Genomic DNA, 15,220 nt, shown 5'->3' on the forward strand with positions numbered 1-15,220 from the left:
ATACAAGTCATATCTGCAAGCAGTTAATGCCGCTGAAACACTTTGTAACATTTTGCTAAATTGTACATAATTAGTACAGTTAATCGTTTTTTTAGTTTTGATTATTAAGATACTGAATTCTTTCTCACTAAAACCCTATAACTTATTGAATATTAAGCACAAAAAAAAGAGAGGTTATACAACCTCTCTCTTTTTATTATAATTGTATATTATCGATACAGCATCAGTGGCTCATAACAGCCATTTGACCTTGATCTCGCAGTTGTAACTGCTTCAAAGTATATGGAGCGCTTACACCTGACTGATGTATCAGCTCAGGGTCGAACTTCATGTAAATAGCACCCTCTCCCGCCGCTAAATTAGCCGCACTGTGGGTTACCATAACGGGTTTTAATGCACCACTTTGGTCAGTACCGTAAAGCACTGCACGCACCTCATAACGACCATCAGTTTTCGCATTAACCGGAATTGCAGCGACCGGACTCTGCTTTTGTCCTGTAATCACAGGGCTTGAAGAGACTTTGGCTGTTTGTTGTGCGAATGCGAAAGGCAACTGCCCGTTTCGCTGAATTAACTGCCCATCGACTTTTAGCTGTGCTTCGGTATGCAACTCCCATAAAGCGCCTGGAACGGAATGCGCCGACATATCCAATGGCTTTGCAACTGAATACCCGTCCTTAGATTGATTAAAGTCGATATCGAACGTTTTGCCTGTTGGAGATACTAGTCGGCCTTTAATGCTAACAATATGTTCAGCCTTTCCCTGGTTAAAGACACGAGCATCTACTTTTAAGACTTCACCGCTTAGGTAATTACTCTTATTCGCAGTCAGGTGCATTTCAGTATCACTGTTCTTTTCGAACACATTAATTCGATACTTAGCATGGCTAGCGATGCCCTTGTCTGCTTTCAGAGTAAAACGCCCAGCACCTAAAGTATCGTCCAGTTTAAAGCCTGTCGTGCCTTGCTGAAAGCCCATGCCATTTTTTTGCATCGCACTGCTACTGACTAATGTGTCAAATGCTTTACCCTGTTTAAGAACTTGCCCTTTTGGGGTTTTAAGCGATAACTGCTGCGGCTCAACCGCGCTTTTACCATCAAACGCTGAGATTCTAACGAGTGCCCCTTTCGCCGATGTGTTTAGCGCAATGCCAGACTTTAACTGTGCACCACTTACATCCAACATATATTGACGACTTTGGACATGAGCCTGCTTCTGGGAAAAGTCGAGTTGGTTGATATCATTGATCGGGAAGCTGTAACTCACCGGCTTCATTTCGCGCTGGCTGTCGGGTTGAGCCGGTGCGCTATCAGCAGGATTCCCTGTGTAGGAATTGCCTATTTGTGATTTTGAGCTAGCAGTATCATTAGCCACCGAAACTGTACTCAGTGAAAGAATCATTGAAGTTAATAGTATATGTTTCATGATAGCTCCTTAAATTCGGTTGCGTAAAAATACATCAAGTCCAAAGCACTTACGTCTGCTTTGCGCATGACTTAAAGGCTCATCACCATACGTTTTGCTGGTGTCATAGAACCAAACCGAACCCGCTGCATTTTGCGAGCTGCAATTCAAAAAGCCGTCTGAGCAACTATCTAGCCAGTTTTGCGTAAACTCCAAGCCAACATTCTGTGAATATCCGCCACAGTAACTGTCACCATCCCAGATAGCAGACTCAACATCAGTACCAACAACGCTTCTGAAAGGTTTAGGCAGCGCTGGACGTCCGGAGGTGCCATATAACCAATTCGCGTTGTAACTTGCCATCCACGCCTCTTGTTGCATACGTACCGCATCATTCTTGTAACCTAGTAACCACCCTAAAGCCGATTCAAAGACGTTACCGTCAATCACAGCATCAGCCAGTGGTGTTCCGGCACTCGACGGTGCCAAAGCAATGACTTCATCAATACGGTTGATAATATTCGGATAACGGCTATCCCAAGTTGGGTTCGACATAATCCAACGTGCGACATTACCGCCATTAGAGTGAGTAATAAGCGTTAAGCTCGTGATATTCTTCTGGTTAATAAAAGTTGTCAATTGGCCCGCTAAACAACCAGCAGCACCTGACGTCCACATGTATTGAGTGAAATCACAATTTATCACTGTGTAATTGCTAGAGTTTGGCAGCCCGCTTACAACGGATTGAACAAAGCTACCTGTCCAATAATCGTTGTAAGCATCACTTTGACTGCCCGTACCATGGACAAACGCTACGCCAGTATTAGCGTGACTAAGCCCAGCAAAGGTGAGAGCTGCGATCAGCAGCAAGACTTTTCTAAACATCGACTACCCCCATCGGTGTTATTTGTGTGTTTGTTATATTGATGTGTTTTCAGCCTCATCATTCATTAGAATAACTAAGCCGAATAAACTTATATCATCAATAATTCTTAGTGTAAAAAACACTAGTTTAAAACTAGAAAGGTGAAAACTAAGAGAAAAACAAACAAACAAACATTCGTATGCCATTGTTTTTGTTTAATAAAATCATTTTATTAAAACAAACAATTAAAACGACACTGCGTATTTAAACAGGCGCCTTGATTTTTAAGTTAAATCTGACTCATTACGAAAGGAATTGATGATATTTTTGGATGGCTATACCTCTGGTACAACCAGCTTTAAAGCTTAAGTGTGATCTAGTTAACACAAATAATTCAGCGGAAAGCGAAACGAATCGATAAAAGTACTTAAAAAGATTTCAATAGACTTCTGAAGGAGATGGTACCAGAGGGCGGACTCGAACCGCCACACCCGTGAAGGCGGGGGATTTTGAATCCCCTGTGTCTACCAATTTCACCACTCTGGCATTAATTTTAATCCTAGCTCCAAGCTAACCTTGAATACTAGCAACGCTCCGCGCTGCACCCTGTGCACCGAGTGGCACTCCTGACTCCGTCAGTCGTCTACCAATTTCACCACTCTGGCATTTTAAATTTCAGCACTTTTGAGTCTGTAGACTTACTCCTCAAAAGTGCGAGGCATTATAAACCAATAGACTGTTTTTGCAATACTCGCAAAGCCCTTTTTAAGCCGTTTCTTCATCTTCCTTAATTAAACTAAAGACCTCTTCCACTGCTGTATTAAAATATGCAGCTATTTTCAGCGCTATGATGGTTGAGGGAACGAATTTTCCTACTTCAATCGTGCTGATAGTTTTTCTCGACACGCCAATCGCCTCGGCCAAGTCGCTTTGGCTCATCCTATGTTCCGCTCGAAAAACTCGAATGCGGTTATCCAGTTCGGGGTGCATTGCACTACTCCTCCAAGCCTTCTAAATCATCTTCTCGCGTCAACCAAAAGAAGCTCACGCTAGCTGACAGCACGGCAACCGCAAACAGTAACACGAAATAAAATTTTAACGGTAACGCCAAACCATCTAGAAACTTAGACAAACCCAGTAGAACAACAATGGTTAAAGTTAATGCTATCCAACCATTTTTAAAACTCGCTAACATGGCGCCTGAAACAAAGCTCTCAGGCTCATTCTTTACAACAACCTTACCGGTTAATTTTTGCTTAATAACTGGCCATAAAGAGACAAACGTTACAATCACGGTTAGCCCAGAACCGATAATTGCTATAAAGTCCAAAATTTCGTTTAAACGTCCTTTATCGGTCAGTGTTTCCCACAATAAAAACAAATAGGTAATACCGCATACCAGCATTCCTCGGGCAACACCTGTCTGAACCCTATCCACAGTTTCTGCGCAATTATGACTCATTTCTTACTCCTTAGTTGTATCAAACCCTATAAATTCAAGAGTATCAAAAAGACAATCTAACAACCCTTTTTGAAACCCTTAGGTGCCATTATGATATCTTTGCTCCACAAGCCAAGTCTTTCTAATGAATATAAAAAAAGCCCGATTCTAAGATCGGGCTTGGTTTCTAACGAATGTATTAGCAATACATTGAAATTATGGGCTTTTTTCCTGCAAGGCGCTTTTCTCTTCTTCAATAAACTGGTTAATTTGATCTTCCAGTACGCTCAATGGGATCGATCCATTCGCTAATACTGCATCATGAAACTTACGAATATCGAAATGTTCGCCAAGCTCTTGTTCAGCTTTTTCACGAAGCTCTAATATTTTTAATTCGCCCAGTTTGTATGACAGTGCTTGCGCTGGCCAGCTAATATAACGATCGATTTCAGTACGAACGTTGTGGGTGGATAAAGCCGTGTTACTCGCCATCATGTCTATGGCCTTTTCTCTGCTCCAACCTTTTGCATGCATGCCAGTATCGACCACCAAGCGCATGGCACGCCACATCTCATACGTCAAGCGGCCAAAGTTACTGTATGGGTCCTTATAAAATCCCGCCTCTAGCCCAAGTTTTTCGCTATAGAGTCCCCAGCCTTCACCAAACGCAGAAATATAAGTGTTCTGACGAAACTTGGGTAAGTGCGTTAACTCTTGTGCCAACGCCGTTTGAAGGTGATGGCCAGGAACCGCTTCATGCAACGTTAAGGCTTCCAAGTTGTACAGTGGGCGTTTTTCTAAGGCATACGTATTCACCCAATACTCGCCTGCTCTGGTGCTATCGATTGGCGCTCCTGAATAGCGTCCCGTTGTGTACTTCGGAGCGATTTCCGCTGGTACCGGCACCACCCCGTAGGGTTGGCGCGGTAATTTCCCAAAGAACTTCGGCAACTGGTGATCCATCTTCTTCGACATATACGCCGCTTCTTTTAAAAGCTCTTCGGGTGTTTTGGCATAGAACTGCTCGTCAGTTCTTAGGAAATGCAAGAACTCCTCGAATGAGCCCTCAAATCCTGTTGCTTCAATCACCTGCTCCATCTCTTTGCGAATTCTTGCCACCTCACTCAAGCCAATCTCATGGATCTCATCAGGCGTTAAGTCCAGCGTCGTGTATAACTTAATCTGGTTTTGGTAGAAAGCTTCGCCATCAGGGTAGTCAGTCGCAGCAATCGTCTCTTTTGCCGCAGGCAAATACTCTTTTTCAAAGAAAGTCAGGTAAGCTTGATATTGAGGTACTACGGTGGCGCTAATAATGTCTGCAGCTTCTTTCTGTAAAGCTTCTTGATCTTCCTTACTTATCGTCTCAGGAAATGACTTCAAAGGACGGTACCATACGGTTTCAGTCGCATCGTCTTTAATATAGACCTTGATACTGTCTGAGTAACCATCTAATACAGCTTTTGTTACAGTAAAGCCACGCTTCATCCCAGCGCGCATATTCGAGACATTTTGCTCAAAGAAGGTAGGGATAGCCTTTAATAGCTCCAGATAATCTCTGTAGTCTTGCGTTGTTCTAAAGCGAAAACTATTCGCGAGATTGGTTGTTTGCGCATGAAAGCCATACTCTGACGTTAACGGCATTTCATAAGTTTTAAAATCGATTTCAGCAACATCTTGCTTGAGCTGAGTCATCATCATGTCGTAGCTGATTTGCTCGTCAGCTAGCAGATTTTCACGTTTAATGCTTTCCAGTTCGTTAATTAACTCTAACAGCTTTGCTTTACGACGCTGATAAGCTTGCGGACTGACATCGCGTAACTTGCCTTTTGCTGACTCATCGCCCTGACGCGCAGCCCAAACTGGATTTTGCGACATACGATATTCTTGTACATCTTCAAAGAATTCGTTCAACCACTGGCTGTAATCTTCGCCCGCTACTGCCGAAACGCTACTCGCCAGTAAAGCACCTGAAATTATGAGTTTTTTAGTAATATTCATTGTCTTTCCCAACACCAAAAGAATTCACCTTTTATATCAGGAAAAACTAACCTATGAAAGCCAAGCGCTACAAATGCTGTAAAAGAATGTTTCAACTAGTCTCAAAGGCCCGACTTTGCTAGACTAGCGCCAGTTTTACACAGCACTTAACCTAGCATGGCTCAAAACGCACAATCACTTATTACCTCTCCAGCACCAATTACCAAAAAACTGGGCGCTTGGTTGTATGATATTTTAATCAGCGTCGCAATCTGGTTTTTGTGGGGGTTATTCACGTTCCCACTGATTCGCTGGATGCTCGGGGTCAATGACATGAGCGCAGAAACCGGCTGGCAAGACACCATGACCTACCAAGTCTACTCACTGTTCCCAACGCTATTATTATTGCTGTACTTTGTGGGCTCACACGTTCGCTATGGCCAAACCGTCGGCATGAGCGCTTGGAAAATTATGGTGGTACAAGACGACGGCAAACCGGTGACCTTTGGGCCAGCGCTGTTTAGAGCCATTATTTCGGTCTTAGGCATTGGCATGCTAATGAGTCCCTTTACAAAGAAACGCCTTGGTTGGCACGATATGCTAACCAAAACGCGTGTCGTTGCTTTGCCAGAAAAAGAAAAGAAGAAATAGTTTCTCAACGCAATAGAAGTCAGAGGGCTCGCACCGAATATACCTCTGAAAAGTTAGTCTCAGGGTTAAGCCTACCCCGCCCTTCTCAGCAGATACCAAGCTGCCACTGCAAATATAAGCGGTGGCATTAATGCTCCTAAAAACGCGGGGACTCCAGCCACTAAACTCACAGGGCCAAAGGATCGAACCGCGAAGAAGTAGACCATGCCGGTTAAAACACCGACTAAGACTCTTGCCCCCATCGAAACACTTCGCATCGGGCCGAAAATAAACGACGCTGCCAAAATAATCATAACCGCGGTACTGATTGGCTGGAAAATCTTTTGCCAAAACGCCAGATCATAGTTTTTGGTTTCGAGACCATTATTCTCAAGGTAGCTACGGTACTGATACAGGTTCAGGATATTCATATTTTCTGGTTCAATACTCAGCGCAGATAAGTTATCAAGGCTAATGTCCGTATCCCAAGCCTGCTGTGTAAAGGGTAAACGTTCGACACGGTTGAAGCGCTGAATCGAGCCATCAGTAATACTCTCATTAGATTCAGCCTCGGCGCCATCAGAGCCGAGCTGTGTCACGATACCTTGATTGAGCTGCCATGCTCCTCTAACTAACTCAGCGGACTGAGCATGTATCATTGTCGTCAGCTCATTCTCGCGATTAAACTCATAGACAGTAACATCACTTAATCGCGAACTTCCCATTACCTCGCCTACGTGGACCATATTGGCGCCATCTTTAAGCCACAAGCCTTGATTACTGTCGACAAACTGCTCGCCGTATAAGGCGCGGTTACGTAAGTTTTCAGCCATTAACGTGGTCTTAGGCGCCACATATTCGCCTAGAAACACCGAGAAAGCGATGAGTATCAAGCCATAAGACAAAGCAGCACCAATGATTTGCCAGGTCGTTTTCCCCGCAGCTCGCATCACCGTTAGCTCACTTCTTGATGCCAACACACCCAAGCCAGCAATCGAACCAATCAAGATGGCCATGGGGAAAAATTCATAAATATACTGCGGCGACAAAAGCAATGAGTAGGACAAACCATCAATAAAGGCGTAAGTTCCTTTATCAAAGTCACCACTTTCGTCAATCAAAGCGAATAAAACACGGATAATCGCCAAGGTGAATAGCGTCATCAACGAAGTGGCTAAAATCGTTTTGCCGATATAAAACCTTAGGATATTCATGCGCCATCGCCTCCAACTGAAGGTGTCCCTGTATTTTTCGTATTGGCGCGACCATGAGCATAAAGCAATCGTGCCGCAAGAAGCCCCATCACCACATAGATTGGAATAAAGCCTAACCAGCCGGGGATTTTCTCAGCTTCAACCCACTTCCTGAACACCACAATTAAGATGATGTAACCGATGTAGACCATCAACGCAGGTAGCATCTTGGCAAATTTTCCCTCACGTGGACGGACACGGCTCAAAGGAATGGCCAAAAACAACAAGAAAGGTACCGACAAAGGCACCGCTAAACGCCAGTGCAACTCAGCCCAACTCTGCCCATCACCCGCTTGAATTAGGTCTACGGTTGGCGTGGCAGAAATTTTACGGCGCGACACGATCGAGCGCTCGGCTTCAAGACGGGCGTAATAATGTTCGAACTCAGTAATCTTGCGAACCCTTTTGTCTGAATCCAGTTCGTAAACAAAACCATCGTTCAACTGTAGAAAGTTTTTGTCCAATGCCTCGTCGTAATAACGCTCCGCAGACTTAGCAGAAATAATACGCGTGTAAGGGCTGTTTTCAGCTGGAAGTTCCGCTAAGAAAAAATTACCTAAATGGCTAGAGCTTTCAGAAGAGTCAGCGTAGACCACACCCTCTCCTTCTTGAAAAATTTGGAAGCGCCCAGGCTCGAGCATGCTCAGTTCTAATTTGCTCGCGTGCTCGTCACGGATCTGATAAGTCGTTTCATTAGCCACTGGCGCAAGCCACAAAGCAACGGCGCCGCCGATTAAAGCAACAATCACTGCGATAGGGAGCAATAAACTGATTAATTTTCGTTCACTTACGCCAACAGAGCGCAAGACTGCCATTTCACTATCAACATACAAGCGACTGAAGGCTAATAAACATCCTAAGAAGAAAGCCAACGGCAATAAGAATCCGAGTAGAACAGGCGAATAGAGTAAAACCATCTGCCACACCATGGTGCCGGTGATGTCTCCAGAAGCAGCTTGCGCTAAGTATTTAACGATTCGCTGGCTGATAAAAATAGCGAACAGTACGCCCAAAATTGCTAGCGTGCTGGTGAAAACTTCGCGGTTTAAATATCGACTTAATATCAAGTGTATTCTTAATCAGTTGACTGCCCGAAACTGGTATTTATGGCAATATCAGTTAAACTATGGGGCACGGTTTATGCCAATATCGGCATTATAAACGAAAATTAACAATTTGCAGGTGATCTATGGAATTCTTTGTAAAGAGTGGTAGCCCAGAAAAACAAAAAACAGGTTGCTTAATCGTAGGTGTTTTCGAAAATCGAAAACTATCTGCTCCAGCGCAGCAAATCGACGACATCAGCGAAGGCTATGTGAACTCGATCGTGAAGCGTGGTGATATGGAAGGTAAGTTTGGACAAACTTTGTTACTGCACAGCGTTCCAGGAACCAGTTGTGACCGCGTATTACTTGTTGGCTGCGGTAAAGAGCGTGAGTTCGATGCTATCAAATACAAAAAGATTTGCGGTAAAGTGATCAAGCTACTCAATGAAACAGGCGCAACTGACGCGATTAATTCACTACCGTTATTAAATGTCAAAGGACAGGAGCTTTACTCTAAAGTGCGTTTCGCTGTGGAAGCTGCGAACGATAGTTTGTATGTCTTTGACCAACTTAAAAGTGAAAAGTCAGAAGCTCGTCGCCCCCTGCGAAAAATGACTTTGTTCATCGAGTCTCGAGCAGACCTTCCTGAAGGTGAAAAAGCTATCAAGCACGCTTGCTCTATTGCTGCGGGCCAAGCGCTGACTCGTGACTTGGCGAACATGCCAGGCAACATTTGTAACCCTCGTTATTTAGCTGGCCGCGCTGAAGAGTTAGCCAAAGAGTACTCAAGCATCACGACAAACATTCTTGATGAGTCAGAACTTAAAGAAATGGGCGCTGGTGCCTTTGTATCAGTATCACAAGGTTCTGATGAGCCGGGAAAACTGATCTGCATGGAATACAACGGCGGAAATAAAGGCGATAAGCCGCTGGTTTTCGTAGGCAAAGGTATTACCTTTGATACAGGCGGTATTTCGTTGAAGCCTGGCGCCAAGATGGACGAAATGAAATTCGATATGGGTGGCGCAGCTTCAGTATTTGGCTTAATCAAGTCGGTTGCTGAAATGGGCCTGCCAATCAATGTTATCGGCGTGGTTGCCGCTGCTGAAAACATGCCAAGCGGAAAAGCTAGCCGTCCAGGCGACGTGGTGACATCATTATCCGGTCAAACCATCGAAATTTTAAACACGGATGCCGAAGGCCGTTTAGTGCTGTGTGACGCATTAACCTATATTGATAAATACGATCCTGAGATTGTCATTGATGTCGCGACACTGACTGGAGCCGTTATCGTTGCATTAGGCCACGAAGCGTCGGGCGTGATGAGCAACAACAATGCTTTAGCGAACGAAATAGAAACAGCCAGTGAAATGGCGACTGATCGCGTATGGCGTTTACCGATTTGGGATGAGTACCACGAGCAACTTAAGAGTAATGTTGCTGACTTTACTAACCTTGGTGGCATGCCAGCAGGAAGTATTACTGCGGGCTGCTTCTTATCGAAGTTCACCAAGAAGTACCGTTGGGCTCATATCGATATCGCAGGTACTGCATGGAAGTCAGGCGCGGAAAAAGGCGCTACTGGACGTCCAGTACCACTATTATCACAAATCGTGATTAACCGTGCTAAATAAGGTTAAATCATGACCCAAGTAGGTTTTCACTTACTGGAAAGTCAATCAGGCGCAGAAGCTTATCTGCGCCTGATTGGTAAGTGTGTGCAAAGTTTATACAAACAAGGTCGAAAGGTGTATATCCACGCCAAAGATCAAGAACAGGCTCATGCCGTTGATGAGTGGCTTTGGACTCAAGAACTTGATGACTTTGTACCCCACAACATTGTCGGCGAAGGCCCAAACCGCCCACCGCCTGTGCAAATTGGCTACGCCACCTCTGAGCAAAAACCACCTGAAGAGCAACATGACTGCCTGATTAATTTAAGCGGTGAAGTACAACCTTTTTTCAGTTACTTCCTCAAATGCTTCGAAATTGTGCCGAATGAAGACGCTGAAAAAGAAGCCGCGCGTGAACGCTATAAATTTTATCGCGGACGTGGCTATCCGCTCGACCACAAAAAGTATTAAGTGCGTCAGAAGCAAGCATGACATTTGAACATATCACTAAAGGTCGTATTGCTTTAGCACTAAGCAATATCGCGCCTTTGGTCGGTGTGCTCCTTGGTTACTGGAGTGCTTTCGACGTTATCTTCCTTTATTGGTTTGAAAATATCATCATTGGTCTATTTACTGTTTGCCGCATGACCATACGCCCAGATAACTCTGCATTATTCGCTATCGGTGGCCTTTTCACTGCAGGCTTCTTCTGTTTGCACTATGGTTTTTTTACCTACGGGCACGGTATGTTCGTGGCAAGCTTCTTTGAAGATCAGCTCCTTAGTGGCAGCTCTGCTACCGATGGTAGCCTGCTCTATGTCGTGGAACACATGCTATCGAATCAGGGTATACAGCTGACCCTAGTAGCCATGTTTATTGCACACCTCGCGGAATTCATCATTGCGTACCGAGAAAAGAACATTGATTCAATACCAGAGGAAATGTTCAAACCCTATAAACGAATTATCGTATTGCACATCGCCATTATCTTTGGTGGGTTTATCGCCATGACACTTGATAACACTCTGGGCGTGGCACTAGTGATGATCGCACTTAAAGTCTTTTTTGACCTAAAACCTCCTAAGTTTGCGCAAAAGAAATTAGCAGGGCTGGACAAGAACCTCAGTGATGACGAGGCGAGAGATAAAATTCGCCAGCAGTTAGCGAAGCCAGAAATTAAAATCAACGGCCAAACCCACCAGTTTGATAGCATTGAAGAGATGGTTAATTCTGACATCTACAAAAAGTATTCAAAATGGGTTCGCTGGTTCCTACCCAAAAAACATTGGGCACTTTATCAAGAAGTCCTTGCAGAACGCATCGAAGAAGAGCGACAATCAGCAGCCTCGATAGAACCAAAAGAAATAAAGCCGACCTAAAGTTTGTAATATTTGGTCAACAGTGATATTTCTTATGGAAATAACGTCATAAAAACGACACACTACAACAAACCTTGGTGATTGGATTAGCATGAAGGGCTTCACGAGCTACGCATTAAAAAACCTAAAAAGCACAGGCAGCATTGCCCGCAGTTCTAAATTCTTAGCACGAAATTTAGCTAAGCAAATCCCTTCGGATGCTAAAACCGTGATTGAGCTCGGTGCCGGTGATGGAATCATCACACGCGAACTCCTTAAGTACATGCCTCAACAGGCGCACCTTACAGCTTACGAAATTTCGGAAGAACTACTTCCTTTACTGCAAAAGATTGAGCACCCGCAATTCACGCTCAAACACAGCTCGGCGCTCGATATCGTGCAAGACTTTGCAATAGATAGCGTTGATTGCCTGGTCTCATGCTTACCGCTAGCGCTTTTCCCGCTAGAGATGAAACACGAGCTGCTGACGCATATTCGCTCAGTTTTAAAGCCGAATGGTCTGTTTTTACAGTATCAGTACTGGCTAAGCGACAAAGCGCTGATCAAAGAATACTTCCCACACTTAAAGATGAACTGGGTTCCGTTAAATCTCCCGCCTTCGTTTGTTTATACAGGCGTCAAGGACGCGGAAAAAGAAACCTAGTAATTCTTTATTTATCAACCAGTTAAGATTACCACTCAATTAAAATCTCCATTTTATTCAAAGAATCGTCGAGACTGCAGCGACCTTTCTTTGAATAAATCGCCTTCAAATATAGATATCTCCCTCACAAGCGTTATAATTCAAGGCTTTGTTACAGAAACTGCATAAACCACGATAAAACCATGGAAAAAGCATACAACCCGCAAGCAATCGAGCAAGAAACCTACAAAAAGTGGGAAGATAACGACTATTTCTCACCAAAAGGCGGCGCCAAAGGCAATGATGACAGTTACTGCATTATGATTCCTCCGCCAAACGTCACGGGTAGCTTACACATGGGACACGCTTTCCAGCACACCATCATGGATGCCCTAACCCGCTATCACCGCATGAAAGGTGAAAATACGCTATGGCAGCCAGGCTCGGATCACGCAGGTATCGCGACACAAATGGTGGTTGAGCGTTTACTCGATCGTGAAGGTAAAAGCCGCCATGACTTAGGTCGCGAGGCGTTTGTTGATCGTATTTGGGAATGGAAAGAACAGTCTGGTGGCACCATCACACAACAAATGCGCCGCATGGGCGACTCGTGTGACTGGTCACGCGAAGCATTCACCATGGATGACGACTTATCGGAAGCGGTTCTAGAAACTTTCGTTCAGCTGTATGACGAAGGGTTAATCTATCGCGGCGATAGACTGGTTAACTGGGACCCAAAATTACTGACTGCAGTTTCAGATCTAGAAGTCGAGTCACACGAAGAAAACGGTCACATGTGGCATATGCGCTACCCGCTTAGCGATGGCTCAGGTCACGTGATTATCGCTACCACTCGCCCAGAAACCATGCTCGGCGACAGTGCAGTCGCGGTGCACCCTGAAGACGAACGTTACCAAGACTTGATCGGCAAAACCATCGACTTGCCGCTCACAGGTCGTCAAATCCCAATCATTGCAGATGATTATGTTGAAAAGGACTTTGGTAGTGGTTGTGTAAAAATCACACCTGCTCACGACTTCAACGACTACGAAATGGGTCAGCGTCATGATCTAGAAATGATCAATATTCTAACGCCGACGGCTCATATTAACGATAACGCGCCTGAAGCCTATCGTGGCTTAGACCGTTATGATGCACGTAAAAAGATCGTCGAAGATTTCGAAGCTTTAGGTTTAATGGAAAAGATTGAGCCACACAAACTTAAAGTGCCTCGCGGTGATCGCAGTGGCGTAGTCATTGAGCCATACTTGACTCCTCAGTGGTACGTTAAAATCGCTCCGTTGGCAGAGCCAGCGCTAAAAGCGGTTAAAGACGGTGATATTAAATTTGTGCCTGAAAACTGGTCAAACACTTACTACCACTGGATGGAAAACATTCAGGATTGGTGTATCAGCCGTCAACTATGGTGGGGGCATCAAATTCCAGCTTGGTACGACAACAAAGGCGATGTTTACGTTGGTCGCACTGAAGAAGAAGTGCGTGAAAAATATAACTTAGGCGATATTGAACTGCGCCGTGATGAAGACGTGCTCGACACATGGTTCTCCTCAGCGCTTTGGCCTTTTGCTACTCTTGGCTGGCCAGAAGAAACACCTGAGTTAGAAACCTTCTTACCAACAAGCGTACTTGTTACTGGTTTCGACATCATCTTCTTCTGGGTTGCCAGAATGATCATGATGGGCTTAAAGTTCACAGGCAAAATTCCGTTCAAAGAGATCTATATCACTGGCCTGATTCGTGACGAGCAGGGTCAGAAAATGTCTAAGTCGAAAGGTAATGTTTTAGACCCCATCGATATTATTGACGGTATTGAACTAGAAGCCTTAGTCGAAAAACGTACCACTGGCATGATGAATCCGAAGGCGGCTGAAAAGATTGCTAAACGTACGCGCAAGCAATTCCCTGAAGGCATTGAAGCTTATGGTACTGACGCCATGCGCTTTACCTTCTGCGCTATGGCATCAACCTCACGCGACATTAACTTCGATTTGAATCGTGTAGAGGGTTATCGCAACTTCTGTAACAAGATTTGGAACGCAGCGCGTTATGTGCTGATGAACACCGAAGACCAAGATACAGGTCTAGACGGTGGTGATATGGAATTTAGCTTGGCTGATCGCTGGATCAAAAGTGAGCTACAAAAAACCATCACCGAATTTGAAAAAGCCGTCAACACATACCGCTTCGACTTGGCTTCAAACGCTCTATATGAATTTACTTGGAACACTTATTGCGACTGGTACTTAGAGCTGTCAAAGCCCGTGCTTTACAGCGATGAATATTCTGATGCTGCGAAGCGCGGCACACGCCATACCTTGGTTTCTGTGCTTGAATCGCTGATGCGCTTATTGCACCCGTTCATGCCATTTATCACTGAAGAAATCTGGCAGAAAGTTTCACCACTGGCAGGCACACGCTCTGAAGGACGTCCAAGCATCATGCTACAAGACTTCCCACAGGCTGATGAAGCACTGATTGATCCTAACGCCGAACAAGACATTGAATGGCTCAAGAAAGTCATCGTTGGCGTACGCAATATCCGCGGTGAGATGAACATTGCTCCTGGCAAACCTCTTGACGTGTTATTTAGAAATGGTTCTGACAGTGACAAAGAACGCCTTGAGGGCAATAAAACCTTCTTATCAAAGCTGGCAAAACTGGAAACTATACAGTGGCTAGAGCCAGGTGAAGAAGCGCCTATGTCCGCGACGGCACTTGCTGGCAACATGGAAATCTTAATCCCTATGGCTGGTTTGATTGACCTTGAGCAAGAACTTGCTCGATTGGATAAAGAAGCCGAAAAGTTGGAAAAGGATTTACAACGCATCTCTGGCAAGCTAAATAATCCAAACTTTACTGATAAGGCGCCAGAAGCTGTCGTCGAAAAAGAAAAAGCAAAATTGGCTGAAGTTGAGTCAACGTTGAAAAAGATCGAGGAGCAACGTCAACAGTTGAAGGCACTATAATA

Annotated in this window: 13 protein-coding genes and 1 tRNA gene; 6 read left to right on the forward strand and 8 right to left on the reverse strand. The window is 44.7% G+C overall.

The features are described 5' to 3' along the window. Positions 1 to 223: 223 nt before the first annotated feature. The 6 genes from KFK88_RS06965 to KFK88_RS06990 form a co-directional block, all read right to left on the reverse strand. Positions 224 to 1,426 carry a DUF4785 domain-containing protein gene (locus tag KFK88_RS06965; protein WP_223578088.1) on the reverse strand — a complete coding sequence of 401 codons (1,203 nt, stop codon included), beginning with the start codon at positions 1,424 to 1,426 and terminating at the stop codon, positions 224 to 226. A gap of 9 nt (positions 1,427 to 1,435) precedes the next feature. Further along, complete coding sequence (locus KFK88_RS06970; RefSeq protein ID WP_223578090.1) at positions 1,436 to 2,290, reverse strand: lipase family protein; 855 nt, start codon at positions 2,288 to 2,290, stop codon at positions 1,436 to 1,438. A 439-nt stretch (positions 2,291 to 2,729) separates the two neighbouring features. Continuing rightward, positions 2,730 to 2,816: transfer RNA gene (locus KFK88_RS06975), tRNA-Leu, on the reverse strand. Positions 2,817 to 3,035: 219 nt separating this feature from the next. Beyond that, positions 3,036 to 3,260 carry a helix-turn-helix transcriptional regulator gene (locus KFK88_RS06980; protein WP_223578092.1) on the reverse strand — a complete coding sequence of 75 codons (225 nt, stop codon included), beginning with the start codon at positions 3,258 to 3,260 and terminating at the stop codon, positions 3,036 to 3,038. Positions 3,261 to 3,264: 4 nt separating this feature from the next. Then, positions 3,265 to 3,732, reverse strand: a complete 468-nt coding sequence (locus KFK88_RS06985; RefSeq protein ID WP_223578094.1) for a hypothetical protein — start codon at positions 3,730 to 3,732, stop codon at positions 3,265 to 3,267. Positions 3,733 to 3,927: 195 nt separating this feature from the next. Next, positions 3,928 to 5,709 (reverse strand): DUF885 domain-containing protein, encoded by a 1,782-nt coding sequence (locus tag KFK88_RS06990; protein WP_223578096.1) that lies wholly within the window; start codon positions 5,707 to 5,709, stop codon positions 3,928 to 3,930. A 156-nt stretch (positions 5,710 to 5,865) separates the two neighbouring features. Here KFK88_RS06990 and KFK88_RS06995 point away from each other — a divergent pair, with 156 nt between their 5' ends. After that, positions 5,866 to 6,339, forward strand: coding sequence for an RDD family protein (locus KFK88_RS06995; protein ID WP_223578098.1), 474 nt, complete (start codon positions 5,866 to 5,868; stop codon positions 6,337 to 6,339). Positions 6,340 to 6,410: 71 nt separating this feature from the next. Here the strand turns inward: KFK88_RS06995 and lptG are convergent, their stop codons facing one another. Both lptG and lptF read right to left on the reverse strand, forming a co-directional pair. After that, complete coding sequence (gene lptG / locus KFK88_RS07000; RefSeq protein WP_223578100.1) at positions 6,411 to 7,532, reverse strand: LPS export ABC transporter permease LptG; 1,122 nt, start codon at positions 7,530 to 7,532, stop codon at positions 6,411 to 6,413. Beyond that, positions 7,529 to 8,638 carry an LPS export ABC transporter permease LptF gene (gene lptF, locus KFK88_RS07005; protein WP_223578102.1) on the reverse strand — a complete coding sequence of 370 codons (1,110 nt, stop codon included), beginning with the start codon at positions 8,636 to 8,638 and terminating at the stop codon, positions 7,529 to 7,531. The genes lptG and lptF overlap by 4 nt, the downstream gene beginning before the upstream one ends. Before the next feature lie 122 nt (positions 8,639 to 8,760). Between lptF and KFK88_RS07010 the strand changes: the two genes are divergently transcribed. The 5 genes from KFK88_RS07010 to KFK88_RS07030 all read left to right on the forward strand — a co-directional run bounded on the left by KFK88_RS07010 (position 8,761) and on the right by KFK88_RS07030 (position 15,218). Continuing rightward, positions 8,761 to 10,251: a leucyl aminopeptidase gene (locus KFK88_RS07010; RefSeq protein ID WP_223578104.1), complete on the forward strand. Its 1,491-nt coding sequence runs from the start codon at positions 8,761 to 8,763 to the stop codon at positions 10,249 to 10,251. Between the two features lie 9 nt (positions 10,252 to 10,260). After that, positions 10,261 to 10,701: a DNA polymerase III subunit chi gene (locus tag KFK88_RS07015; protein ID WP_223578106.1), complete on the forward strand. Its 441-nt coding sequence runs from the start codon at positions 10,261 to 10,263 to the stop codon at positions 10,699 to 10,701. A 17-nt stretch (positions 10,702 to 10,718) separates the two neighbouring features. After that, positions 10,719 to 11,609 carry a DUF6498-containing protein gene (locus KFK88_RS07020; RefSeq protein WP_223578107.1) on the forward strand — a complete coding sequence of 297 codons (891 nt, stop codon included), beginning with the start codon at positions 10,719 to 10,721 and terminating at the stop codon, positions 11,607 to 11,609. 91 nt (positions 11,610 to 11,700) lie between these two features. Next, positions 11,701 to 12,252: a class I SAM-dependent methyltransferase gene (locus tag KFK88_RS07025; protein WP_223578108.1), complete on the forward strand. Its 552-nt coding sequence runs from the start codon at positions 11,701 to 11,703 to the stop codon at positions 12,250 to 12,252. 182 nt (positions 12,253 to 12,434) lie between these two features. After that, entirely contained in the window at positions 12,435 to 15,218 is a 2,784-nt protein-coding gene (locus tag KFK88_RS07030) for a valine--tRNA ligase (RefSeq protein ID WP_223578109.1), read from the forward strand. Positions 15,219 to 15,220: the final 2 nt, after the last annotated feature.

Source organism: Kangiella taiwanensis (genome assembly GCF_020005165.1).
Lineage (GTDB): Bacteria > Pseudomonadota > Gammaproteobacteria > Enterobacterales > Kangiellaceae > Kangiella > Kangiella taiwanensis.

What these genes read in the sequence shown, in the direction of transcription:
- KFK88_RS06965 (WP_223578088.1), bottom strand. Translation starts at nt 1,426, where the DNA reads ATGAAACATATACTATTAACTTCAATGATTCTTTCACTGAGTACAGTT.
- KFK88_RS06970 (WP_223578090.1), bottom strand. Translation starts at nt 2,290, where the DNA reads ATGTTTAGAAAAGTCTTGCTGCTGATCGCAGCTCTCACCTTTGCTGGG.
- KFK88_RS06980 (WP_223578092.1), bottom strand. Translation starts at nt 3,260, where the DNA reads ATGCACCCCGAACTGGATAACCGCATTCGAGTTTTTCGAGCGGAACAT.
- KFK88_RS06985 (WP_223578094.1), bottom strand. Translation starts at nt 3,732, where the DNA reads ATGAGTCATAATTGCGCAGAAACTGTGGATAGGGTTCAGACAGGTGTT.
- KFK88_RS06990 (WP_223578096.1), bottom strand. Translation starts at nt 5,709, where the DNA reads ATGAATATTACTAAAAAACTCATAATTTCAGGTGCTTTACTGGCGAGT.
- KFK88_RS06995 (WP_223578098.1), top strand. Translation starts at nt 5,866, where the DNA reads ATGGCTCAAAACGCACAATCACTTATTACCTCTCCAGCACCAATTACC.
- lptG (WP_223578100.1), bottom strand. Translation starts at nt 7,532, where the DNA reads ATGAATATCCTAAGGTTTTATATCGGCAAAACGATTTTAGCCACTTCG.
- KFK88_RS07010 (WP_223578104.1), top strand. Translation starts at nt 8,761, where the DNA reads ATGGAATTCTTTGTAAAGAGTGGTAGCCCAGAAAAACAAAAAACAGGT.
- KFK88_RS07015 (WP_223578106.1), top strand. Translation starts at nt 10,261, where the DNA reads ATGACCCAAGTAGGTTTTCACTTACTGGAAAGTCAATCAGGCGCAGAA.
- KFK88_RS07020 (WP_223578107.1), top strand. Translation starts at nt 10,719, where the DNA reads ATGACATTTGAACATATCACTAAAGGTCGTATTGCTTTAGCACTAAGC.
- KFK88_RS07025 (WP_223578108.1), top strand. Translation starts at nt 11,701, where the DNA reads ATGAAGGGCTTCACGAGCTACGCATTAAAAAACCTAAAAAGCACAGGC.
- KFK88_RS07030 (WP_223578109.1), top strand. Translation starts at nt 12,435, where the DNA reads ATGGAAAAAGCATACAACCCGCAAGCAATCGAGCAAGAAACCTACAAA.